Source organism: Streptomyces sp. NPDC092952 (assembly GCF_044754785.1).
GTDB lineage: Bacteria > Actinomycetota > Actinomycetes > Streptomycetales > Streptomycetaceae > Streptomyces.
Genome location: NZ_JBIVPT010000016.1, coordinates 36,319 through 57,662 on the forward strand (window position 1 = coordinate 36,319; position 21,344 = coordinate 57,662).

Annotated in this window: 18 protein-coding genes; 8 read left to right on the forward strand and 10 right to left on the reverse strand. The window is 73.1% G+C overall.

Features of this window, described 5'->3' with window-relative positions; all coding sequences use genetic code 11:
* Positions 1-28: 28 nt before the first annotated feature.
* The 3 genes from ACIQGQ_RS29075 to ACIQGQ_RS29085 are packed head-to-tail and all read left to right on the forward strand — an operon-like array spanning position 29 to position 3,937.
* Entirely contained in the window at positions 29-1,408 is a 1,380-nt protein-coding gene (locus ACIQGQ_RS29075) for an FtsW/RodA/SpoVE family cell cycle protein (protein WP_402401009.1), read from the forward strand.
* Positions 1,405-2,862 carry a penicillin-binding transpeptidase domain-containing protein gene (locus ACIQGQ_RS29080; RefSeq protein WP_402401012.1) on the forward strand — a complete coding sequence of 486 codons (1,458 nt, stop codon included), beginning with the start codon at positions 1,405-1,407 and terminating at the stop codon, positions 2,860-2,862. The genes ACIQGQ_RS29075 and ACIQGQ_RS29080 overlap by 4 nt, the downstream gene beginning before the upstream one ends.
* A 4-nt stretch (positions 2,863-2,866) precedes the next feature.
* Positions 2,867-3,937: an amidase family protein gene (locus ACIQGQ_RS29085; protein WP_402401015.1), complete on the forward strand. Its 1,071-nt coding sequence runs from the start codon at positions 2,867-2,869 to the stop codon at positions 3,935-3,937.
* A gap of 7 nt (positions 3,938-3,944) precedes the next feature.
* Here ACIQGQ_RS29085 and ACIQGQ_RS29090 read toward each other — a convergent pair whose 3' ends face one another.
* Together ACIQGQ_RS29090 and ACIQGQ_RS29095 are read right to left on the reverse strand one after the other, a co-directional pair.
* Entirely contained in the window at positions 3,945-4,859 is a 915-nt protein-coding gene (locus ACIQGQ_RS29090; RefSeq protein ID WP_402401018.1) for an ADP-ribosylglycohydrolase family protein, read from the reverse strand.
* A 54-nt stretch (positions 4,860-4,913) separates the two neighbouring features.
* Positions 4,914-6,020, reverse strand: a complete 1,107-nt coding sequence (locus ACIQGQ_RS29095; RefSeq protein ID WP_402401021.1) for a ferritin-like domain-containing protein — start codon at positions 6,018-6,020, stop codon at positions 4,914-4,916.
* A 176-nt stretch (positions 6,021-6,196) separates the two neighbouring features.
* Here ACIQGQ_RS29095 and ACIQGQ_RS29100 point away from each other — a divergent pair, with 176 nt between their 5' ends.
* From ACIQGQ_RS29100 to ACIQGQ_RS29115, 4 genes are all read left to right on the forward strand, one after another.
* Positions 6,197-7,132 (forward strand): diiron oxygenase, encoded by a 936-nt coding sequence (locus tag ACIQGQ_RS29100; RefSeq protein WP_402401024.1) that lies wholly within the window; start codon positions 6,197-6,199, stop codon positions 7,130-7,132.
* Between the two features lie 44 nt (positions 7,133-7,176).
* Entirely contained in the window at positions 7,177-7,929 is a 753-nt protein-coding gene (locus ACIQGQ_RS29105; protein WP_402401027.1) for a TetR/AcrR family transcriptional regulator, read from the forward strand.
* Between the two features lie 149 nt (positions 7,930-8,078).
* Complete coding sequence (locus tag ACIQGQ_RS29110; RefSeq protein ID WP_402401030.1) at positions 8,079-8,345, forward strand: hypothetical protein; 267 nt, start codon at positions 8,079-8,081, stop codon at positions 8,343-8,345.
* Positions 8,346-8,428: 83 nt separating this feature from the next.
* Positions 8,429-11,068, forward strand: coding sequence for a PQQ-binding-like beta-propeller repeat protein (locus ACIQGQ_RS29115; RefSeq protein ID WP_402401033.1), 2,640 nt, complete (start codon positions 8,429-8,431; stop codon positions 11,066-11,068).
* 71 nt (positions 11,069-11,139) lie between these two features.
* On the opposite strand, the gene ACIQGQ_RS29120 is transcribed toward ACIQGQ_RS29115, so the two are convergent.
* Positions 11,140-12,114, reverse strand: coding sequence for a DUF3710 domain-containing protein (locus ACIQGQ_RS29120; protein WP_402401273.1), 975 nt, complete (start codon positions 12,112-12,114; stop codon positions 11,140-11,142).
* Between the two features lie 342 nt (positions 12,115-12,456).
* On the opposite strand from ACIQGQ_RS29120, the gene ACIQGQ_RS29125 reads away from it, so the two are divergent.
* On the forward strand, positions 12,457-13,590 hold the full coding sequence (locus tag ACIQGQ_RS29125) for an NlpC/P60 family protein (RefSeq protein ID WP_402401036.1): 1,134 nt from the start codon (positions 12,457-12,459) through the stop codon (positions 13,588-13,590).
* A 93-nt stretch (positions 13,591-13,683) separates the two neighbouring features.
* Here the strand turns inward: ACIQGQ_RS29125 and ACIQGQ_RS29130 are convergent, their stop codons facing one another.
* From ACIQGQ_RS29130 to ACIQGQ_RS29160, 7 genes are all read right to left on the reverse strand, one after another.
* Entirely contained in the window at positions 13,684-14,331 is a 648-nt protein-coding gene (locus ACIQGQ_RS29130; protein WP_402401039.1) for a DUF6518 family protein, read from the reverse strand.
* Positions 14,332-14,451: 120 nt separating this feature from the next.
* On the reverse strand, positions 14,452-15,012 hold the full coding sequence (locus tag ACIQGQ_RS29135; protein WP_402401041.1) for a hypothetical protein: 561 nt from the start codon (positions 15,010-15,012) through the stop codon (positions 14,452-14,454).
* A 298-nt stretch (positions 15,013-15,310) separates the two neighbouring features.
* Complete coding sequence (locus tag ACIQGQ_RS29140; protein WP_402401044.1) at positions 15,311-16,549, reverse strand: styrene monooxygenase/indole monooxygenase family protein; 1,239 nt, start codon at positions 16,547-16,549, stop codon at positions 15,311-15,313.
* A gap of 194 nt (positions 16,550-16,743) precedes the next feature.
* The gene (locus tag ACIQGQ_RS29145) at positions 16,744-17,394 is read right to left on the reverse strand and encodes an ATP/GTP-binding protein (protein ID WP_366293269.1); all 651 of its coding nucleotides are present in this window, start codon (positions 17,392-17,394) and stop codon (positions 16,744-16,746) included.
* Positions 17,375-17,788: a DUF742 domain-containing protein gene (locus tag ACIQGQ_RS29150; RefSeq protein ID WP_352277121.1), complete on the reverse strand. Its 414-nt coding sequence runs from the start codon at positions 17,786-17,788 to the stop codon at positions 17,375-17,377. Before ACIQGQ_RS29150 ends, ACIQGQ_RS29145 begins: the two co-directional genes overlap by 20 nt.
* Positions 17,785-18,273, reverse strand: coding sequence for a roadblock/LC7 domain-containing protein (locus ACIQGQ_RS29155; protein WP_402401048.1), 489 nt, complete (start codon positions 18,271-18,273; stop codon positions 17,785-17,787). Before ACIQGQ_RS29155 ends, ACIQGQ_RS29150 begins: the two co-directional genes overlap by 4 nt.
* Complete coding sequence (locus ACIQGQ_RS29160; RefSeq protein WP_402401276.1) at positions 18,270-21,326, reverse strand: nitrate- and nitrite sensing domain-containing protein; 3,057 nt, start codon at positions 21,324-21,326, stop codon at positions 18,270-18,272. Before ACIQGQ_RS29160 ends, ACIQGQ_RS29155 begins: the two co-directional genes overlap by 4 nt.
* Positions 21,327-21,344: the final 18 nt, after the last annotated feature.

Sequence of the window (21,344 nt, forward strand, 5' to 3'; positions counted from 1 at the left end):
CGTAGCGGCTCTTGCTACGTTTCCCGGCATGACCGCAACGACGGCGGACACGCCTCCGCCCGAGCTACGCCTGACGAGACGGCGCGGGATCGAGCTGCTGCTCCTCCTCTGGGCCGTCCTGATCGCGGTCTTCGGGTACGTCTCCGTCGGCCTGGCGAAGAACGGCACGGTCCCGCCCGACGCGGCCGGATACGGGGCGGGGCTGGGGCTGCTGGCGCTGCTCGCCCATCTCGCGGTGCGGCTGCGGGCCCCGTACGCCGATCCGCTGCTGCTGCCCATCGCCGTCCTGCTCAACGGGCTCGGTCTGGTGCTGATCTACCGGCTCGACCTGGAGACGCCCGGGGACCGGGCGGCGCCCACCCAGTTGATCTGGTCCACGCTGGGGGTGGCGCTGTTCATCGTGGTGGTCGTCGTGCTCCGGGACCACCGGGTGCTCCAGCGGTACGCGTACCTCTCGGTGGCCGCCGCGCTGGTCCTGATGATCGTGCCGATCTTCTTCCCGGCGGTGAACGGCGCCAAGATCTGGATCCGGATCGGCGGATTCTCCTTCCAGCCGGGCGAGTTCGCGAAGATCCTCCTCGCGGTGTTCTTCGCCGCGTACCTCGCGGCCAACAGCAACGCGCTCGCCTACACCGGCCGCCGCATCTGGCGGCTCCAACTGCCCACCGGCCGGGTGCTCGGCCCGATCGTGGCGATCTGGCTGCTCAGCGTCGGCGTCCTGGTCCTGGAGCGCGACCTGGGCACCTCGCTGCTCTTCTTCGGCCTCTTCGTGATCATGCTGTACGTGGCCACCGGGCGGACCGGGTGGATCGCGGTGGGGCTGCTGCTCGCGGCGGTCGGCGCGTTCGTCGTCGGCTCCCTCGAACCGCATGTGCACAGCCGGGTGCAGGACTGGCTCGCCCCGTTCGCCTCCATCGACGCCGGCCAGGGCCCCGGCCAGCTGGCCCAGTCGCTGTTCGCGTTCGCGGCGGGCGGGCTGCTCGGCACCGGGCTGGGGCTCGGCCACTCGATCCTGATCGGGTTCGCCGCCAAGTCCGACTTCATCCTGGCGACCGCGGGCGAGGAGCTGGGACTGACCGGGCTGACCGCGGTCTTCCTGCTGTACGCGCTGGTGGTGGCCCGCGGCTACCGGGCCGGGCTCGCCCTGCGCGACCCGTTCGGGCGGCTGCTGGCGATCGGCCTGGCCTCGATCCTGGCGCTCCAGGTCTTCGTGATCGCGGGCGGGGTGATGGGGCTGATCCCGCTGACCGGCATGGCGATGCCGTTCCTCGCCCAGGGCGGTTCCTCGGTGGTCACCAACTGGATCATCATGGCGCTGCTGATCCGGATCAGCGACCAGGCCCGCAGACCGCGGCCGGACGCCGTGGAGACCGGGATCGTCGCGCGGGTCACGGAGGGCGGACGGTGATCCGCTACATCCGGCGGGCCGCCGCGCTCCTGCTGGTCCTGCTGGTGGCGCTGCTGCTGAACGCCGCCCGCATCCAGGTCCTGGACGCCGACAAGCTCGACAACAACCCGGCCAACCGCCGCCTCACGATCGCCCGTTACGACCAGCCGCGCGGCGACATCGTGGTGGGCGGCCGGTCCGTCACCGGCTCGAAGGACACCGGCGAGCAGCTCGCCTACGAGCGCACCTACCGCGAGGGCCCGCTGTACGCGCCGGTGACCGGCTACGCCTCCCAGACGTACGGCACGACGCTGCTGGAGAACGCCGAGGACCCCCTCCTCTCCGGCACCGATCCGATGCTCGCCCCGCTCCCGTTCTGGAACGACGTCACCCGGGCCCAGCAGCCCGGCGGACGGGTCGTCACCACCGTCGTGGACGCGGTGCAGCGGGCCGCGTACCAGGGGCTCGGCGGGCGGCGGGGCGCGGTCGCCGCGCTGGAGCCGGCCACCGGGAAGATCCTGGCGCTGGTCTCGACGCCCTCGTACGATCCCGGGCTGATCTCGGGCACCGGGGCGGCGGTCACCGGTGCCTGGGAGCGGCTCAACGCCTCGAAGAGCCAGCCGATGCTCAACCGGGCGATCCGGCAGACCTATCCCCCGGGCTCCACCTTCAAGATCGTGACGGCGGCCGCGGCGCTGGACGCCCAGGTCGTCACCGACCCCGACGCCGACACCCGCACCCCGTCCCCGTACGTCCTGCCGGGCACCACGACCACGCTGCCCAACGAGGCACGCGGCTGCGAGCGGGCCTCGCTGGCCGAGGCGATCCGGATCTCCTGCAACACCGTCCTGGCGGACCTGGGCGTACGGGTGGGGCTCGACGGCATGGTGGACGCCGCGCGGAACTTCGGCTTCGACGACACCGGGCTGCGGATCCCCTCGGGGGTGGCGAAGAGCAACTTCGACACGGAGATGAGCAAGGACCAGCTCGCGCTCTCCTCGATCGGGCAGTTCGACACCACGGCCACCCCGCTCCAGATGGCGATGGTGGCGGCCGCCGTGGCCAACGGCGGCGAGCTGATGCGCCCGTACCTGGTGGACCGTACGACCACCCACGGGTCCAGGACGGTCCAGCGCAACGGCCCCCGCTCCTACCACCGGGCGATGAACCCGGGCACGGCGATGCAGCTGCGTCGGATGATGGTCGACGTGGTGGAGAACGGCACCGGGACCAACGCGGCGATCGACGGCGTGACGGTCGGCGGCAAGACCGGCACCGCGCAGCACGGCGTGGACAACTCGGGCCTGCCCTATGCCTGGTTCATCTCCTGGGCGCAGGCGCCCGACGCGGCGCGGCCGGCCGTGGCGGTCGCCGTGGTGGTCGAGGACGCGGCGGCGGACCGGGCGGACATCAGCGGGGGCGGCAGCGCGGCCCCGATCGCCCGTTCCGTGATGGCGGCGGCCCTGAGAGGCTGACCCGGTGGGGAATCGGGTGGAAGCGGTGGAGCGGGCCCTGGAGCGGATCGGCCGGGAGGACCCCCGGCTGTGCGCCTTCGTCGAGGTGTGGCCCGAGCGGGCGCGCGCGGCGGCGGAGAGGGCGGGCGGGCTGCCGCTGGCCGGGGTGCCGTTCGCGGTCAAGGGGCGCACGGGGATCGGCGCGTACGCGGCGCGGCGGCTGGCCGGGGCCGGGGCGGTGCCGGTCGGCTCGACGTCGGTGCCCGGCCCCGGCACCCCCTGGCAGACCTGGGGGCAGGGCGCCCTGGGCCGTACGGTCAACCCCTGGCGCGCCGACCGCACCCCGGGCGGATCCTCGGCGGGCGCGGCGGTCGCGGTGGCGGCGGGCCTGGTGGGGCTGGCGACCGGCGGCGACGGGGCCGGGTCGGTGCGGATCCCGGCGGCGTGGTGCGGGGTGTTCGGGCTGAAGACGACGAACGGCCTGCTGCCGTCGCCGGACCGCACGGGGCTGGCCGCCGCCGGTGTGCTGGCCCGCACGGCCGGGGAGGCCGGTGCCTTCGCGCGCCATGTCCTGGAGGTGGCGGTGCCCGCGCCGCCGACGGGGCCGGTGGACGCGGTGTTCAGCGTCGATCTGGGGTACGCGGAGGTCGACCCGGAGGTCGCGGCGGTGGTCCGGCGGGCGGTGCGGCGGCTGGTGGCGGCCGGAGTGGTGCGGCTGGTGGACGGCGGGTGCCCGCTGCTCGACCCGCGGGAGGCGTGGCGGACGGTCCGGGGCGGGGCGGTGTCGCCCGGCGGCGAGGAGGTCCGGCGGGCGAACGACGCGGTGCTGGACGCGCTGTTCGCCCGTACACCCCTGCTGCTCACGCCGACCACACCGAACCGCCCGCACGGCCACGAGGGCCCGGGCGAGACGTACTCGACCGCGCTGACCTGGGCGTTCAACCTGAGCGGGCATCCGGCCGCCAGTGTTCCGGCCGGGTTCACGGCGGACGGCTGCCCGGTGGGGCTCCAGCTGGTCGCGGAGCGCGGGGCGGACGCGGCGCTGCTCGCGGCGGCGGGTGCGGTGGAACGCGCCCTGCCCGCCGTACGCCGCTGAGCGGGCGTCAGTCCAGCGGCTCGCGACGCCGCAGCCAGGACTCGGGCACCCCGGTGGTCCCGGTGGCCGCGCCGACCACGCCGCCGGTGACGGCGCACGTGGTGTCGACGTCGCCGAGTCCCTCGGCCGTCGCCCAGAGCGCCGCCTCCAGGTCGTCCGGGTGCCGGGCCGCGGTCCACAGGGCGAACGGCACAGTGTCGTCGGCGCGGATGCGCTGCCCGCTGCCCAGCAGGTCGGAGGCCTTCCACGGCGCGGTGTCGAAGGGGACGTCGGCGGCCCGGCGCAGCCCGTCGCGGACGAGCCCCGCAGGGGTCAGTGCGGCGACCTCGGCCAGGGTGAGCGTGCCCCGTACGGACAGCGCGGCGGCAACCGCGACCGCCACCGCGCCCGCGATCCCCTCCGGGTGGGCGTGGGTGACCTCCGCCTGGCGCGCGGCCTGTTCCGCGACGAGGTCGAGGTCGTGGTGGAAGTAGGCGCCGAGCGGGGCGACCCGCATCGCCGCGCCGTTGCCGAGGCTGCCGCCCTCGAAGAGTCCGGGGGCCAGGGTGCGCCAGTCGGCGGGTGCCGTCAGGAGCGCGGGCAGCAGCATGTGCATGCCGTGCCCGAACCCCCGGGCCCGGTCGGTCCCGTAGGAGAGGGCGAAGCAGAGGGCGAGCCGGTCCTGCTCCACCCGGCCGTGCTCGTCCAGCACCCTCAGCAGGGCGCGGGCCAGCGCGGTGTCGTCGGTCCAGTGCCAGACGGGCTCGTCGGGGGTGCGGCGGGCCCGGATCTCGGCGGCCGCCCGCCGGGGTTCACGGAAGAGGGGGAACCAGCGCTCCCCGAAGGCGTCCCCGAGGGCCAGCGCCTCCAGGCTGCGGCGGGCGGCGGCGGGGTCGGCGGCGTACGCGGGCGGCGGTGGCGGCGGTGTGGTCATGGTGGCCATCCTTGCCGCGCCGCCCCGCGGCGCACATCCCGTTTCCGGCCACGCACCGCCCGCTCAGGCGCCCCCGCCCTGGGCTATCGCCTCCTCGACCTCGGCGACCCGGGCCTGCTCCTCCGCGGCGAACCGGTCCCGGTCGAGCTGTTCGGCGATCTCCTCGTCCTGGGCCATCAGCAGGTCCAGGTTGAAGTCGCCGAGTTCGAGGACGCCCATGTCGACGTAGGCCTTCTGGAGCCGTTCGCCCCACAGGCCGATGTCCTTGACGCACGGCACGATCCGGCTGAACAGCAGCTTCCGGAAGAGCTGGAGGAACTCCGAGTGCTCGGACAGCTCCTTGGCCTCCCGCTTGCCGATGCCGAAGTTCTCCAGCACCTCGACACCGCTGAGCCGGTCGCGCATCAGGTAGCAGCCCTCGATGACGAACTCCTCGCGCTCGCGCCGCTCGGCCTCGCTCAGCTGCTTGTAGTAGTCGCGCAGCGCCATCCGCCCGAACGCGACGTGCCGGGCCTCGTCCTGCATGACGTAGGCCAGTATCTGCTTGGGCAGCGGCTTGGTCGTGGTGTCGCGGATCATGCCGAACGCGGCCAGCGCGAGGCCCTCGATGAGGACCTGCATGCCGAGGTAGGGCATGTCCCAGCGGGAGTCGCGCAGGGTGTCGCCGAGCAGGGCCTGGAGGTTGTCGTTGATCGGGTAGACCATCCCGACCTTCTCGTGCAGGAACCGGCCGTACACCTCCGCGTGCCGGGCCTCGTCCATGGCCTGGGTCGCGGAGTAGAACTTGGCGTCCAGGTCGGGGACGGACTCGACGATCCGGGCGGCGCAGATCATGGCGCCCTGCTCACCGTGGAGGAACTGGCTGAACTGCCAGGAGGTGTAGTGGCTGCGCAGCCGGCCGCGGTCCTTCCCGGTCATCTTGTCCCAGTGCGGGGTGCCGTAGAGGGTGAGGGCCTCGTCGGGGGTGCCCAGCGGGTCCTCCGGGTCGACCTCCAGGGACCAGTCGATGCGCTTGTTGCCGTCCCACTGCTTGTCCTTGCCCTTCTGGTAGAGGGCGAGCAGGCGTTCGCGGCCGTCGTCGTAGTCCCAGCTGAAGCGGGCGGCGCCGGAGGCGGGCACCTCCCACAGCGATGTCCCGGGGGCGGTGGTGTAGAGGTCGTGTGTCGACACGGACGGCTCCTTCGCCTGGCGGTTGGCGGCAATTCCCTTGGCGGTGCGCTCAGTTGGCAGGTTCACACGTTGGTAGACGCCGGGTCAACAAGTCGCGCGGAAGGGATTGACGGCCTTGCTGACTGGGAGTCTCATAAGAAGTGACCGCCGGTAACCCCATAGCGAGGTGCCCCCGAATGACCCCAGTGACCGAAGCCGACGTCCAACTCCTGCGCGACGCACTCGGACCGCTCCGGGACCGCGAACAGGTGGCCGCCCGGCTCCTCGAATCCTCGGCCAGGCACTCCTTCGACCCGGACAAGGAGCTGGACTGGGACGCCCCGGTCGAGGAGGGCAAGTGGTTCTGGCCGCCCGAGCTCGTCTCGCTCTACGACACCCCGCTGTGGCGGCGGATGTCCGAGGAGCAGCGGATCGAACTCTCCCGGCACGAGGGCGCCTCGCTCGCCTCGCTGGGCATCTGGTTCGAGATCATCCTGATGCAGCTGCTGGTCCGGCACATCTACGACCGGCCGGTGACCAGCAACCACGTCCGCTACGCGCTGACCGAGATAGCCGACGAGTGCCGGCACTCGATGATGTTCGGCCGCATGATCAAGTGGGGCGGCTCGCCCGACTACCCCGTACCGCGCGTCTACCACAACCTCGCCCGGGTGCTGAAGACCATCTCCACCACCCCCGGCTCGTTCGCCGCGACCCTGCTGGGCGAGGAGATCCTGGACTGGATGCAGCGGCTGACCTTCCCCGACGAGCGCGTCCAGACGCTGGTGCGCGGTGTGACCCGCATCCATGTCGTCGAGGAGGCGCGGCACGTCCGCTACGCCCGTGAGGAGCTGCGCCGCCAGATGGTGACCGCCCCGGCCTGGGAGCGCCGGCTGACCCGGCTGAGCTGCGGGGAGGCGGCCCGCGTCTTCTCCGTCTGCTTCGTCAACCCGCAGGTGTACGAGCACGTCGGCCTGGACCGCCGCGAGGCCGTCGCCCAGGTACGGGCGAGCGGCCACCGCGCCGAGGTCATGCAGTCGGGCGCGAAGCGGCTGACGGACTTCTTCGAGGACATCGGGGTGCTGAACGGGGTGGGGCGCAAGCTGTGGAAGCGTTCCGGACTGCTGGCCTGAACGGCCGGGGCGTGTCCTGGGACAGAGCGCCTAGGCTTCGGACCATGACCCCTGTCGCCGCCGCGTCACCGGCCCGTGCGTACCGAAGGCTCAGTGTCGAGGAGCGCCGCGCCCAACTGCTCGGCGCGGCGCTCTCCCTCTTCGCCCACCGGGCCCCCGACGAGGTCTCGCTCGACGAGGTGGCGAGTGTCGCGGGGGTCTCCCGTCCGCTCGTCTACCGCTACTTCCCGGGCGGGCGGCAGCAGTTGTACGAGGCGGCGCTGCGCTCGGCCGCCGAGGAGCTGATCCTCTGCTTCGCCGAGCCGCCGGTGGGGCCGCCCACCGAGCGGGTGACGCGGGTGCTGGACCGCTACCTCGCCTTCGTCGACGGGCACGACACCGGGTTCAGCGCGCTGCTGCGCGGCGGCAGCGTCGCCGAGACCTCGCGCACGTCGGCGATCGTCGACGAGGTGCGGCGGGCGGCGGCCGAGCAGATCCTGCGCCATCTGGGCGAGCGGTCCGAGCCGGGCCCCCGGCTGCGGATGATGGTGCGGACCTGGATCGCGGCGGTCGAGGCGGCGTCCCTGATCTGGCTGGACGAGGAGAAGCGGCCCGCCGCGTCGGAGCTGCGGGACTGGCTGGTGGACCATCTGATGGCGCTGCTGGCCGCGACCGCGGCGAGCGACCCGCAGACCGCGGAGGTGATGGCGGCGCTGCTGCCGCTGGAGCGGCCGGAGGGCCCGGCGGGCCGCCTGGCCGCGGGCCTGGGCCCGGTGCTCGGCGGGGCGGGCCATCTGCTGCCCGGGGCCGGACGATGACCGGACGATGACCGGCCGGGACGACTGACAGGTCCGGCCTCGGCGGGCCGAGCACCGTCCGGGACGGACAGACGGGCGGACGGGCCCCCGCTCCCGGTCTCGGCGGGCCGCCCGCTGCCGGGCGCGGGCCCATCGGTCAGACTGGGGCGGTGCGAAGCGAGAACACCGCCTTCACCGGCGGCCCCCTGGACGGCCGGGTGCTGCCCGTGCTGGTCGGCCCGACCGGCCATCCGCCCAAGTGGTACGAGGTCCCGGTACCGTCCGCCGACGGCGGGCCCGCCACGGTGCACGCGTACCGCAGGGTCCCGGCCGGCTACTCCAAGCGGCTGGGCATCCAGCGCGGCTGGGTGTACGAGTACGTGCCGGAGGGCCGGGAGCGCCGCACCCTCAAGTGGCCCTGGTCCAAGCCGGGCTGACGGGCCCGGTAGCGGAGACGGCCGCCCGTACCCCCTAGGATCGACGCTCTGGTGCCCAGGGACGGTCAGCGAGGGGGTGCGCCATGGAGGCGCTGCGTCAGGACGATCCACGCCGCTTCGGCCCGTACACCGTGCTCGCGCGGATGCGTACGACCGCGGGCAGTGTGCTGTACCTCGCGCGCGGCGCCACCGGGGACGACGCGGTGGTGGTCACCGCGGCCCGTACCGGACTCGCCTCGCAGCCCGTCTTCCGGCGCCGCTTCCAGGCGGAGGCCCGCACCGCGCGTGAACTGGCCGGGAGTTGGGTCCAGCCTTCGCCGGACGGCCCGGACGGCGAGGCCGACGAGTTGCAGTGGACGGCCGCCCCGTACCTGCCCGCGCTGACCCTGGCGGAGGTCATCGGGACGACCGGGCCGCTGCCCGAGCGGGCCGTGCGGGTGCTGGGCGCGGGGCTCGCCGAGGTCCTGGCGCGGGTGCACGCCTCCGGGGCGGTGCTCCAGGGGCTGGCCCCGCACACGGTACTGCTGGCCGGGGACGGGCCCCGGCTGATCGCCTTCGGCCCGCTGGGGGCTGCGGTCGACGCGTCGGCGGGCCCCGGCGGCCAGTTGTCGGTACGGCTCGGCTATCTGACGCCGGAACAGGTCGAGGGCGAGGAGCCCGGCCCCGCCTCGGACCTCTTCGTACTGGGCCTGCTGCTGGCGTACGCGGCGACCGGCACGACCCCGCTCGCCGAGGGGCCGGCCGCCGAGGGCGCCGAGCGGATCGCCCGTACGGCTCCTGAACTGGGCGCTGTGCCCGAGGAGTTGCGCGACCTGATCGCCCGCTGCCTGGAGAAGGACCCGGCCGCCCGGCCGAGCGCCGAGGAGATCGCGGCCGAGCTGGCCCCCGGGGGCGCGGCGGAGTCGGCGGAGGGCGGCTGGCTGCCGGAGGCGACGGCGGCCGCGGTGGTGGAGCAGGGAATACGCGTACGGGAGGCCGTCGCGGCCGGTGAGCGGATCGAGGCGACGGAGGCGCCGGGAACGCCGGAATCACCCACCGCGGAGGCGACCGGGGCCGCCGAGGCTCCGGTGCCCGCCGCCGCGCCGCCCGCCGACACCCGGACCGCCCAGCTCGGGGACATCGCCCGCCGGGCCCCGGCGACGGACCGGCCCACGACCCAACTGGCCGTCCCGCAGGAGCTGACCGGCCGCCCCGCGCTGCCGCCGGCGTCCGCGGCGCTGCCCGCGGTCCCGTCCTCGGGGCCCGTACCGGCGCTGCCCGCCGGGCTCTCCCCCGTACCGGCCGTGCCGCCGTCCGCCTCCGCGCTGCCCGCCCTGCCCGCGCCGCCGGGCGCGGCGGACCCCCGGCCGCTTCCGGTCCCGCTGGGTGCCCGTCCCACCACCCCGCCCCCCTCCTCCGCTTCGGACGTCGGGCGGCGGAGCCTGTTCATCGGGCTCGCCGCCGGGGCCGCCGGGCTGCTCGTCGGCGGGGGCGGCGCGCTCGCGCTGGCGGGCGGCGACGGGGACACCGACGACAACGCCGGGCCCTCGCCGAGCCACGGCGGCCCCACCGTCGCGGGCCTGCCGCCGCGGCCCCGCTGGGTGTACACGCACCCGGAGGCCGACGCCGCGTCGCTCACCGCCACCGTCTGGAACAACCGGCTGCTGGTGCTGACCGGCGAGGCCGGCGCGTCCGCCGTCGACCTGCGGACCGGGCGCCGGATCTGGGAGAACAAGGACGCGGCCGGTGGCCGGGCCGTACCGGACGCCGGGCAGGACTTCTGCTTCGTGGCGACCCCGTCCGCGTTCCTCTGGCTGTCACCGAAGGACGGGAAGACCGTGCACCGGGCGGCCCTCGCGGAGCTCTCCCCCGAGACGCCGTCGCTCGCCGCCCCGTCGGTGGCCGGCGCGTCGGGGACGGAGCTGTGGTTCACCGCCACCGAGACCGTCACGGTCAAGGCCCCGCCGCCGAAGAAGGGCAAGAAGCGCGGCAAGGACCAACAGGTCGTCAAGGCGTACCTGTTCGGCTACGACCTCGCCCGCCGCGCCCAGCTGTGGCGGACCCCGGTACCCGCAGGGCGCGGCCCCGCCACCCCCGTCCACCGGCTGGTCGCGGTCCGCGAGGACGGTGTGGTCGTGCGGCAGACCTCGGCCACGCTCGCCCCCGGACAGGTCAAGGCCGACAAGGGCAAGGCGGTCTTCCGGAGCTTCGACCGGAAGACCGGGAAGCCGCAGTGGGACCGGTCGCTCGGCTCGGTCGCGCCGGACGCCGCGGTCGCCGGCGACGACCGGGGACTGCTGTACGCGGCGGTGGGCGACGCCCTCCAGGCGTTCGAGACCCCGGCCGGCAAGCCGAAATGGACGCTGAACGGCACCGGCGGGGCCCCGTTCGGCACCCCCGTGGTCTCCGGGACGGTGCTGCACGTCACCAGCCGCAACCAGGAGGTCGGCGCCGTCGAACGGGAGACGGGACGGCTGCGCTGGCGGCGCTCCACGGAGGCGGCCATCGGCACGGCGGCCCCCGCCGTCACCCTCAGCGCGGGCGGCGGAACACTGCTGGCCGCGGACGCCTCCCAGGTCACCGCCTTCGCCTCGGCGGACGGCCGACGGCTGTGGAAGTTCCAGGACATCGGCACCCAGGACCCCAAGGGCCCCACGGTCACCGCCCCATACCGCGTCCTGCCCGCCGACCGCACCGTCGTGGTCCAACGCGACCGGATCTTCTACGCCTTCCCGGTCGACTGAGACCCCGCCCCGGTCGCGGCCACGCACCTACGACGCGACCGGGGCGGCGGGTCACCGACCGGATCCGCATGTCACCGCGTGGGCGGGTGCAACCCGATCACGTCACTCGTCCCGGACAGGGCGTACGTGCCGACGACCACGGTGGACAGAAACGTCGCGTAGGCCCAGTCGGCCCCGTTCCCGGAGGCGGCTCCGGCACCGCTCACCACGGCCCGCAGCATCCAACCAGGTCCGTCGCTTCCGAGAACCCTGATGTCCCTGGTCACCTGATGGCCGGATTCCGTCACCCTCGGGACGGACGCCCTGATCTCGACCCCCGCCCGGTCGACCCATTCCGTTGCCCTGCCCCCCTGGGCACGTATACCGGCAACCATGTCCGTGCGAACGCTCTCCCAGAGAACGCCCGAATCGGCCCGGAAGGCTTGGAGCTGAACGGCGGTGTCGCCGCGCACCAACGTAACGGCCAGCATTTGACCATCGAACTCGATGGGCCGCACTTCCATGCCCGCCGATTCGAGGACCAGGATTCCTCCCATGTCGATGAGATCCAGTTCGGATACATCGATCTCCTCGATGTCCCACGGCCCGGACCCGAGGCCCCGCCGAATGACGTCACCACACAGCGATTCCCGGCACACCTCGACCGCTGCCGAAACGAGCCTGTCCGCGCTCTCTCGCGACATGGACTCCTCCGCGAGGAGGGCGGAAAGGAATCCCACCACGCCGGGCAGCGTGAAATATCCGCGAGAATTCCCCTCAGATACAGCGGAAACATCTCCGAGAAAAATTCTGGTCATCGCCAGAACATCCCCCGCGGGGAAGAGCTCCACGTACCTTGGAGCCACCTGGACAGCACTCGGCGAATCATCCCTCGATCGATCACGGAGAATTATCTCGATCGCCGCTATCAAGATGATCCTGGGATTCAAGCGATCCCAGCGATCGTCCTCCACTTCCGTGAGGACATCCGGATCGATCCGCCCGCCCTCGGCAGCCTTCCTCACCACCTCGGCCGCATACGCCTCGGCACTTTCACCGCCCCGCATGACCACGTCGCACTCCTCCCGCCAACACACGGAGCGGAGCGGCAAAGGCCTCCGCCGAACCCCGGACGCCCCGACACCGGAGACATGGCCGCAGCCCCTGAAGAGTTCCGGAACCGGACGACACAGCCCCTCCCGCTTCTCCACCGGCCTCCTGGGCCGTTCCCACCCCTGCATGCCGCTGAACCGCCGCACTTGAGCTGTCCTGCCCCGCGCCCTTCCGGGCGAATCCGCCCGCCGCCACGCGCCACGGTTCTTGCATCCCGCGACATCGAGTGACCGTATTGTCTCGTTGCGCTCACTTATGGGGTAGTCCCATGATCGCCCCGTTGCCGGAGGTGTGTCATGCCAGGTGGAGTCTCCCGTACGGTCTGTGCCGCGGCCCTGACCGTGGCCGTCCTCGCACCGGCGGCCGTCGCCGCCCCCGTCCCGGTCGCCCCGAAGAATAAGAGTGTCGCCCAACTATTGTCAGAAATGCGGCAGTTGTATCAACAGGCCGAGGAGGCCGCCGAGGCGTACAACGGGACCGTGGCGGAGCTGAAGCAGCGCAAGGCGCAGGTGAAGAAGCTGGACGCCGCGCTCGTCACCGCCCAGACCGCGCTGGCCGACAGCCGTGACGCGGTGGGGCGGCTCGCCCGGGAGCAGTACCAGGGCCGGTCCGACTTCTCGGCGTATCTGCAACTGCTGATGTCCCGGAACCCCGAGGGCCTCCTGGACCAGGAGCATCTGATCCGGCGCGCGGCCACCGTGCGGACGGCGGCCGTGCAGCGGCTCACCGGTGCCGAGAAGCGCGCCGACCGGCTGGCCGCCGAGTCCCGTGCGGCGCTGGACCGGCAGCAGACGCTGGTGTCGAAGCGGAAGAAACAGCGGGATGCGGTCCGGTCCCGGCTCAAGGACGTCGAGACGATGCTGGCCTCGCTCTCCGGCAGCCAGCTCGGCGCGCTGGACCGGCTGGAGCAGCGCCAGACGACACAGGCGCAGCACGCCCTGGCCGCCTCCGGTGCGCTCTCCTCGACCGGGCGGCCGTCCGCGGCGGGCCGCCGGGCGGTGGCGTACGCGATCGAGCAGATCGGCAAGCCGTACGTGTGGGGCGCGCAGGGCCCGAACTCCTTCGACTGCTCGGGGCTCACCTCGCGGGCCTGGGCGAAGGCGGGCCGGCCCATCCCGAGGACCTCCCAGGAGCAGTGGCGGCAGTTGCGGAAGGTCCCGGTGAACGCGCTGCGCCCGGGGGACCTGGTGATCTACTTCCCGAGGGCCACGCATGTCGCGCTCTACATCGGCAAGGGGCTGGTGGTGCAGGCGCCCCGGCCGGGTTCGCGGGTGAAGGTGTCGCCGATGGGGTCGAACCCGCTGCTGGGCGCGGTGCGCCCCGACCCGGGCGGCACCCCGCTGTCCAAGTACCGGCTGCCGAGGCTCCCCTCGGGCGCCGCCTCGGGCTCGCACACGGGGTACGGCTCCTCGTCCGCCCCGAGGCGCTGAGGCCGCCGGGACGGCGGACTGCGACGGGCGGGACGGCGGCGGGGCCGACCCGTGCCCCTGCGGCTGCGGGTTCTCCCCGTCCCCCGCGTGTTCTCAGCCGAGGAGTGTCGTCAGGATCAGTCTGTAGAAGACGAGGTAGGCCAGCAGCGAGAAGGGAAGGGCGGTCAGGAGGGTCAGCACGCGTTCTCTGTGGGTGCGGCCCATGAGCAGGGGGACGAGAACCAGAAGGGCGAGGCAGGCCCATGCCTGGGGGGCGTAGTGCAGAACCCAGGCGTAGTGGATGCCTTCCGTGCCGAAAACGCCCGCCAGCGCGGCAAGGCCGATGACACGGTGGCGCGGGCTGGTCCCTCGCCACCCGAAGCCCGCCGCCCCGAAGAGGGGACCGGCGATGAACGCCATGCCGAGCCAGACGAGCGGAGCGAACAGGGAGCCCATGCCGTCGCGGCCGACCTCCGCGTAGCCGTAGTAGCCGACGACGAGACCGGACTCGGCGAGCAGGCCCGCGACGACGGCCGTGGACAAGCCGGTCTTCCGGGCCACCAGCGCGCCTGCGGCGAACGCGGCGACGGACCAGACCCCACCGGAGTTGACGATCTGGTTCCACGCACCCGGAAGCCAGCCCTGGAGCAGGTTGGTCAGGACGCCGAGCAGGATTCCTCCGACGCATGCCGACACTGTCGCGTAGGCCCAGGATCTTCCACTCGTACCGGGCACTGGGGCGATGACCGGGGACGCGCTCATGGTGGTGCTCACTTCGTCTGTCGAGGGCTGCACGGCTCACACCGCTTGGTGCAGTTGTAAGGATGTGTGGCGCCGGCGGTACGTTCCCTTGACCTGCAGGTGCTGACGCGGCAGGGAGGCCTACGGCGCTGTACGAAGCGTGCGGTCGCGGGCCAGCGGTGCGAGGCCGGCCAGGAGGCCGACGGCCGCGAGCGGGATCAGGTCGAGGTCGACCGTGATCAGGGCGAAGGACACGAACACGAGCACCGGGCTCCACACGGGCAGCCGCCTGGGCCGTAGGGCCGCCAGCATGATCAGCAGGATGAGCATGCCGAGCTGGAAGGCGAGCGGGCCCGCCATCTCCAGAAGGCCGGGCAGCGGGGCGGAGTCGGCCAGGCCGGAGAACAGATCGCCGAGGATGACCCACACGAAACAGCCCGCGCCGAATACTCCGGCGACCGCGGCGGCACCAGCGGCGGTCCGCGTCCGGGCGGTGGCTACGGGAACGAGGCGGCGCAGCTCCACGACGAGGACGCCGAACAGGAGGAAGGCGGCGAGGAAGAACGTGTGGCCGAGGTTCCAGGCCGTCCCCGGGCCGTGGTCGCCGTCCATGCCGTCGATCAGGCGCAGCACCCCGTAGCACAGCAGCAGGAAGGGGATGAGGACGGAGAGCAGCCGGGTTCTGCGTGCCGTTGAGGTCATGCCCATACGGTCTCTGCCCGGCCCCGTCATGAGGTATCGGGATGATCCCCGGGCGCACCCGGAGGGCCGCCTTAGGGGTTGGGCCGCTCAACGGCCCGCGCTCTCGGGGTACGGCACCCCCGCGGGGGTGACCAGGGGTCCATCCTGCGGGCGCCGTGAGCCCCCACGGAGACACCACGACCGGGCCCCGTCCCCGCCCCACCGGGCCGACCGCCGAACCGCCTGTGGGCCGTCCGAGGACGGCCCACAGGCACCGGCGTGTTCACCAGCGTTGACCGCTGCTCCGCAGGTCGGACGCCTACGCGGCGCCCGAGGCCTCGGCGAGGTACGCGTTGGTCTTCTCCGGGTCGAAGAAGAAGTTCTCGAAGTCCGCCGGGTCGTTGAAGCCGTTGGCGAAGCGGTCGGCGACCGGCTGGAGCTGGCCGGCGGCGCCGATCAGGTTCAGTACGTGCTCGGGCGGTACGCCGAGCATGGCGTTGGTCCACTTCACGACATGCTGGGCGGTGTCCCAGTAGCGGTCGAACGTGGCCTGCATCCATGCCTCGTCGAACTCGCCGTCGCCGTGCTCGACGATCGAGTCCAGGTAGGCGTTGGCGCACTTGGAGGCCGAGTTGGAGCCCTGGCCGGTGATCGGGTCGTTGGCGACGACGACGTCCGCGACGCCGAGCACCAGGCCGCCGCCGGGCAGTCGGCCGATCGGCTTGCGCACGGTCGGGGCGTACCGGCCCGCCAGGGTGCCGTTGGCGTCGGTCAGTTCGACCTTGGTGGCGCGGGCGTACTCCCAGGGGAGGAACTTCTCCATCAGCGCCAGGGTCGTCTCCAGGTGCTCGGCGGGGTCCTTGATGCCCCGGAAGACGTCGACCGGGCCGCCGGGGACGCCTTCCCAGAACAGGATGTCGGCGCGCCCGGAGGTGGTCAGGGTCGGCATCACGAAGAGCTCGCCGACGCCGGGGACCAGGTTGCAGCGGACCGCGTCGAACTCCGGGTGCTCCGGGCGCGGGCCCATGCCGTGGACGTACGCGACGGCCAGGGCGCGCTGCGGGGCGTCGAACGGCGAACGGGAGGCGTCCCGGCCGAACATGGAGACCAGCTCGCCCTTGCCCGCGGAGACCAGTACGAGGTCGTAGGCGCGGGAGAAGTAGTCCAGGTCCGAGACGGCCGCGCCGTGGATGACGAGCTGCCCGCCGCGCTGGGCGAACGTCTCCATCCAGCCGGCCATCTTCACCCGCTGGTCGACGGACTGGGCGAAGCCGTCCAGCTTGCCGACCCAGTCGACGGCGCGCGAGGAGTCCGGCGCCGCGACGGAGACGCCGAGGCCCTCGATGCGCGGGGCCTGGGACTCCCAGAAGTTGAGCTGGTAGTCCCGCTCGTACTGGAGCGCGGTGTGGAACATGCACTGCGTGGACATGACCCGCCCGGAGCGGATCTCGTCGGCGGTGCGGTTGGACATGAGGGTGACTTCGTACCCCTTGGACTGGAGTCCGAGGGCGAGCTGGAGGCCGGACTGACCTGCTCCGACTATGAGTATCTTCCGCATCGCGCTTCTCCGTGCTGTGTCTGGGACGTCTAGGGCGTGTCCGGCGGATCAGGGGCGGGCAGGGCGCGGTGTCCGGTGCGGTGCATCGCAGGGCGCCGGAGCGTCTTCATAGCGGAGCCATGGGGACGTTTCGGCAACGCCGCGAGGTGCCGTACCGGACACCGCGATCCCGGCCATGATCCGCCGGACACGCCCTAGGCGGGGGTGGCGTCGAGGGCGTGGCCGACCAGGGCCAGCAGGGACTCGACGACGGTGATCCGGTTACGCGCGTCCATGATCACAACAGGTACGTGCGGGGCTATGGTCAGGGCCTCCCGTACGTCCTCCGCCTCGAATCCGGGCGTCCCCTCGAAGTGGTTGACGGCCACGATGTAGGGCAGGCCGCAGCTCTCGAAGTAGTCGAGGGCGGGGAAGCAGTCGGCGAGCCGGCGGGTGTCGGCCATCACGACCGCGCCGATCGCGCCGCGCACCAGGTCGTCCCACATGAACCAGAAACGTTGCTGCCCCGGGGTGCCGAACACGTAGAGCACCAGGTCGTCGTCGAGGGTGATCCGGCCGAAGTCCATCGCGACGGTGGTGGTGACCTTCTCGGGCGTCGCGGAGAGGTCGTCGGTCTCCTCGCTGGCCTGGGTCATCATCGCTTCGGTCTTCAGCGGGGTGATCTCGGAGACGGCCCCCACGAAGGTCGTCTTGCCGACGCCGAAGCCGCCCGCGACCACGATCTTCGTGGCGATGGGGGCCCGGGTGCGGTCGAGCTGCCAGGCCTGGAGCGATTCCTCTGCCTGGTCCGCTGTGCCCGGCCGGCGCGGGGCGAAGAGCGTCGACTCAGAGACGGCGGAGTCCATTGAGCACCCTTTCGAGCAGTGCGCGGTCGGGCTGGCCGGTGCCGTGACCGGTTCCGTACACGCGGATCTTTCCTTGGTCGGCCAGGTCGCTGAGGAGGACCCGGACCACGCCGAGCGGCATCTTCAGCAGGGCCGAGATCTCCGCGACGGTGCGCATCCGGCGGCAGATCTCGACGATCGCCTGGAGCTCGGGCATGACCCGGGTCGACAGGCTGCCGTTGGTCAGTTCGCGGCGCTCCTCGGGGGCGTCGAGCGCGGCGACGAAGGTCTCGACGAGCAGGACGTGCCCGAAGCGGGTGCGGCCGCCGGTGAGGGAGTACGGGCGGACCCGGGCGGGCCTGCGGTCGGCCCCGCGTACGGGGAGCCTGGGCGCGGATTCGGCAGCGGGCTTCACTGGGTGCTCTCCATCGATTTGCGCAGTTCACTGCGGAGTTCGGGGGTGAGTACGTGTCCGGCCCGGCCGACGAAGAGCGCCATGTGGTACGCGATGACGCTCATGTCGCAGTCCGGGGTGGCGTGCACCCCGAGCAGGGAGCCGTCGCTGATCGACATGACGAAGACGCTGCCCTCGTCCATGGCGACCATCGTCTGCTTGACGCCGCCGCCGTCCATCAGTTTGGCGGCACCGATGGTGAGGCTGCCGATGCCGGAGACGATGGTCGCCAGATCGGCGCTGGAGCCCCTGGGGCCGTCGGAGACCCCGGCGTTCGTGGTGTTCGCGGCGGCCAGACGGCCGGGGTCGGAGGAGAGCAGCATCAGTCCGTCGGACGAGACGACGGTGACCGAGTGGACCCCTGGTACCTCCTCCACCAGATTGCTCAGCAGCCAGTGCAGGTTGCGGGCCTCGGTGCTCAGCCCGATGGTGCTCGGCGCAGTCAACTGCGTGCCTCCTCGACTGTGTCCCCCGTCTCATCCGTCTGGTCGGTCATGCTGCTGCCCGGTCGGGCCGCGTCGCTGTGCTGGTCGGTGGGTGCGCCGGGCGGGGCGGGGTGCCCTTCGGCGATCTCCGCCTCGACGTCCCGGCGGCCGTCCTTCGCGCCCTGGTGGAAGCCGCCGAGCCGTCGGCGCAGCGCCTCCTTGTCCAGGTTCCCCTTGCGCTCGGTGGTGGCCGCCGCGGCGGGCTTGGTGATGCGGGGGGTGCGCTTGGGCAGCCCCTTGTCGGTGACGCGCCCGGCGGGAGCGGCGGGCTCCGCCGGTGCGGCGGAAGCGGCTTCCGCGGGCGGTTGGGTGCGCTGCTCCGGGATGCGGTCCCGGGGCTGGTCCGGCGTCCGCTCATGGCGGTCGGGGCCGATGGCGTACCGGTCCGCCGCCTCGGGCCGCGGGGAGCCCGCGGGCTTCGGTACGACGGGGAGGCGGACCTGGAGGGTGACCTCGGACTCCGACTCGGCCGGGGCCGGGGACTTCGGGGCCGGCTCGGCGGCTGCCGGGGCCGGTACGGAGTCGGCGCCCGACGCCCGGATCGCCCGCTCGGCGGCGGCGATCAGCGGGTCCTCGGCGGGCCGCTCCCCGGACGACCGCGGCTCCTCGGCGGACGGCCGTTCCCCGGCGGACGGCCGGGGTTCGGCGGGCCGCTGGGGTTCGGCGGGCCGCGGTTCCGGTGCGGTCGCGGTCGGCTGCTCGTCGCCGGACGGCGGCTGCGGCTCGCCGGACGACAGCTCCGGCTGCGGCTCCGGCCCGGCCGACGGCGTACGGGCGGGCAGGGCGTTGGAGTTGGCCTCGGCGACCGAGCCCGGGAGGTTCAGCGTGGGCGCGGAACCGGAGGACTTCGCCGGGGGCGGGGTGGCGGCCGGGAGCGCCTCCGGCAGCAGGGCCTTGGGCAGGACGACGACGGCGGTGAGCCCGCTGCCGGTGTGCTCGCGCAGCTCGACGCGTACGCCGTGCCGGGCCGCCAGCAGCGCGGTGACCTGGAGGCCGAGCCCGGCCCCCTCCGCGCTCCGGTCGCCCGCCTCGAACAGGGTCGGGTCGGCGAGCCGGGCGTTCAGCTCCGTCATCCGGTCCGCGGGCATCCCCAGGCCGTCGTCCTGCACGGAGAGCATCACCTCGCCGCTCTCCAGCAGCCAGCCGGAGAGCTGGATCCGGGACTCCGGCGGCGAGAAGGCGGTCGCGTTCTCCAGCAGCTCGGCGAGCAGGTGGCTGAGGTCGTCGGCGGCGAAGCCGGCGACCTGGGCGTGCGGCGGCAGGGCCTGGATGACGACCCGCTCGTACCGCTCGATCTCGGAGACCGCCGCGCGCGCCACGTCGACCAGCGGGATCGGCCCGGCGTGCCCGTGGCCGTGCTCGGCGCCCGCGAGGACCAGCATGTTCTCGCTGTGTCTGCGCATGACGGTGGCCATGTGGTCGAGCTTGAAGAGGGTGGCCAGCCGCTCCGGGTCCTGCTCCCGGTCCTCCAGGCCCTCGATGACGCCCAGCTGGCGGTCGACCAGGCCGAGGGTGCGCAGCGAGAGGTTGACGAAGGTGTGGTGGACGGTGTTCTTCAGCTGCTCCAGCTCGGCCGTGAGCTCCGCGGTCGCGGTCTGGAGCTCGGCGCGCTCGGCGGCGAGGGCCTCGCGCCCGGCGGCCAGCTCGCCGCGCTCGCCCTCCAGGTCCGCGAAGCGGCCGTTGAACCGGGTCAGGAGCCCCTGGAGCCTCGCGTGCAGGCTGTTGAGGGACCGTACGACCTGGGCGTACTCGTCGTTGCGGCCGGTGTAGCGGACCGGCTCTGCGGTCTCGGGCTCCGTGGCGAGCCGGGCGGCGCCGATCCGGAGCACGGCGAGCGGCTGGGTGAGGGTCCGGGCCACGGCGGTGGAGACGCCGACGGCGATCAGCAGGCAGCCGCCGAGCAGCGCGATGCGCAGTTCGAGCGCGGTGACGTCGTCGTCGCGCAGCTGCTCCAGCCGGCCGACCCGCTCGGTGCCCAGGGCCGATTCGACGCTCCGCATCCGGTCGATCCGCGCGGAGAGCGCCGCCCCGGCCTTCTTGCGGCTGGTGGCACGGCCGCTCTCGGACAGTTCGGGGCGGGCGGTGAGCCTGTTGAGGTACTTCTCCGCGCTGGCGACCTCAGGTCCGGTGACCGTGGACGCCAGCCTGTCGCGGGCGGTGGCTCCCGCGACCTGGTCGAAGTCGGCGAGCGCGCCGAGCTCGCGGACCCGGGACAGCTGGGCGGCGGCGCTCAGCTCGTCGCGGGTGCGGTCGTCCTTGGCGCTCGCGCCGTCCTGCGGCTGGACCGGCAGCCCGGTCGCCGGGTCGATCGTGCTCGAACCGTTCTGCACCGGAAGCCCGGTCACCGGGTCGATCTGCGGGGTGGTGGCCCCGCCCGGCACGGAGAGCGCGGCGAGCAGCAGCCCCCGGGTGGCGGCGGCCTGTTCGGTGGCGCGGGCGAGGGCGAGCGAGGCGCGGGTGGCCCCCGAGGCGCGCGGCGGGGTCTTCTCCGTCAGCTCCTCGGCGAGGTCCTGGAGCTTGCCGATGATCTCGGAGTACGCCTGGTGGGCCTCCAGCGCCGTGCCCTTGCCGCTGAGCGCCTCGCGGCGCAGGGAGGGGATGCCGGCGAGGTCGCGGCGGAGCGCGGCGGGGGCGGCGGCCCGGATCTCCTCGACCCGCTGGTCGACCCGGGTGCTCCGGGCGTCGTCCGCGCCGGTCTTCCCGTCCCGGCCCGCGGCGATCCTGGCGGTGACGTCGTCGCGCTCGTCGGCCAGCGCGTGGGCGAGGGCGACGGCCTGCTGGTTCAGCTCGGCGAGGGTGACCAGGCGCTGCGAGTCGTTCAACTCGGAGGAGGCGGTGAGGACCATGGGAGCACCGGCCGCGATGACGGTGACCCCGACCACCGCGACTCCGGCGACCAGCCTGCTCCGCACCCGTACGGGGCGCCGGGTGCTCCCGCTCTCGGCGGGGGCCGGTGACACCGCCCCGGAACCGTTCCGCTCTTCGCCCTTGCTCCGAGGCCGCTTCTTCTGCACCGGTGCTCGCATTCTTGA

Bases quoted from the DNA above. Each gene is read 5' to 3' on its own strand.
- ACIQGQ_RS29130 (WP_402401039.1), bottom strand. From the start codon at position 14,331: ATGAGCGCGTCCCCGGTCATCGCCCCAGTGCCCGGTACGAGTGGAAGA.
- ACIQGQ_RS29100 (WP_402401024.1), top strand. From the start codon at position 6,197: ATGACCCCAGTGACCGAAGCCGACGTCCAACTCCTGCGCGACGCACTC.
- ACIQGQ_RS29075 (WP_402401009.1), top strand. From the start codon at position 29: ATGACCGCAACGACGGCGGACACGCCTCCGCCCGAGCTACGCCTGACG.
- ACIQGQ_RS29135 (WP_402401041.1), bottom strand. From the start codon at position 15,012: ATGACCTCAACGGCACGCAGAACCCGGCTGCTCTCCGTCCTCATCCCC.
- ACIQGQ_RS29105 (WP_402401027.1), top strand. From the start codon at position 7,177: ATGACCCCTGTCGCCGCCGCGTCACCGGCCCGTGCGTACCGAAGGCTC.
- ACIQGQ_RS29140 (WP_402401044.1), bottom strand. From the start codon at position 16,549: ATGCGGAAGATACTCATAGTCGGAGCAGGTCAGTCCGGCCTCCAGCTC.
- ACIQGQ_RS29125 (WP_402401036.1), top strand. From the start codon at position 12,457: ATGCCAGGTGGAGTCTCCCGTACGGTCTGTGCCGCGGCCCTGACCGTG.
- ACIQGQ_RS29115 (WP_402401033.1), top strand. From the start codon at position 8,429: ATGGAGGCGCTGCGTCAGGACGATCCACGCCGCTTCGGCCCGTACACC.
- ACIQGQ_RS29145 (WP_366293269.1), bottom strand. From the start codon at position 17,394: ATGGACTCCGCCGTCTCTGAGTCGACGCTCTTCGCCCCGCGCCGGCCG.
- ACIQGQ_RS29090 (WP_402401018.1), bottom strand. From the start codon at position 4,859: ATGGCCACCATGACCACACCGCCGCCACCGCCGCCCGCGTACGCCGCC.
- ACIQGQ_RS29120 (WP_402401273.1), bottom strand. From the start codon at position 12,114: ATGCGGGGCGGTGAAAGTGCCGAGGCGTATGCGGCCGAGGTGGTGAGG.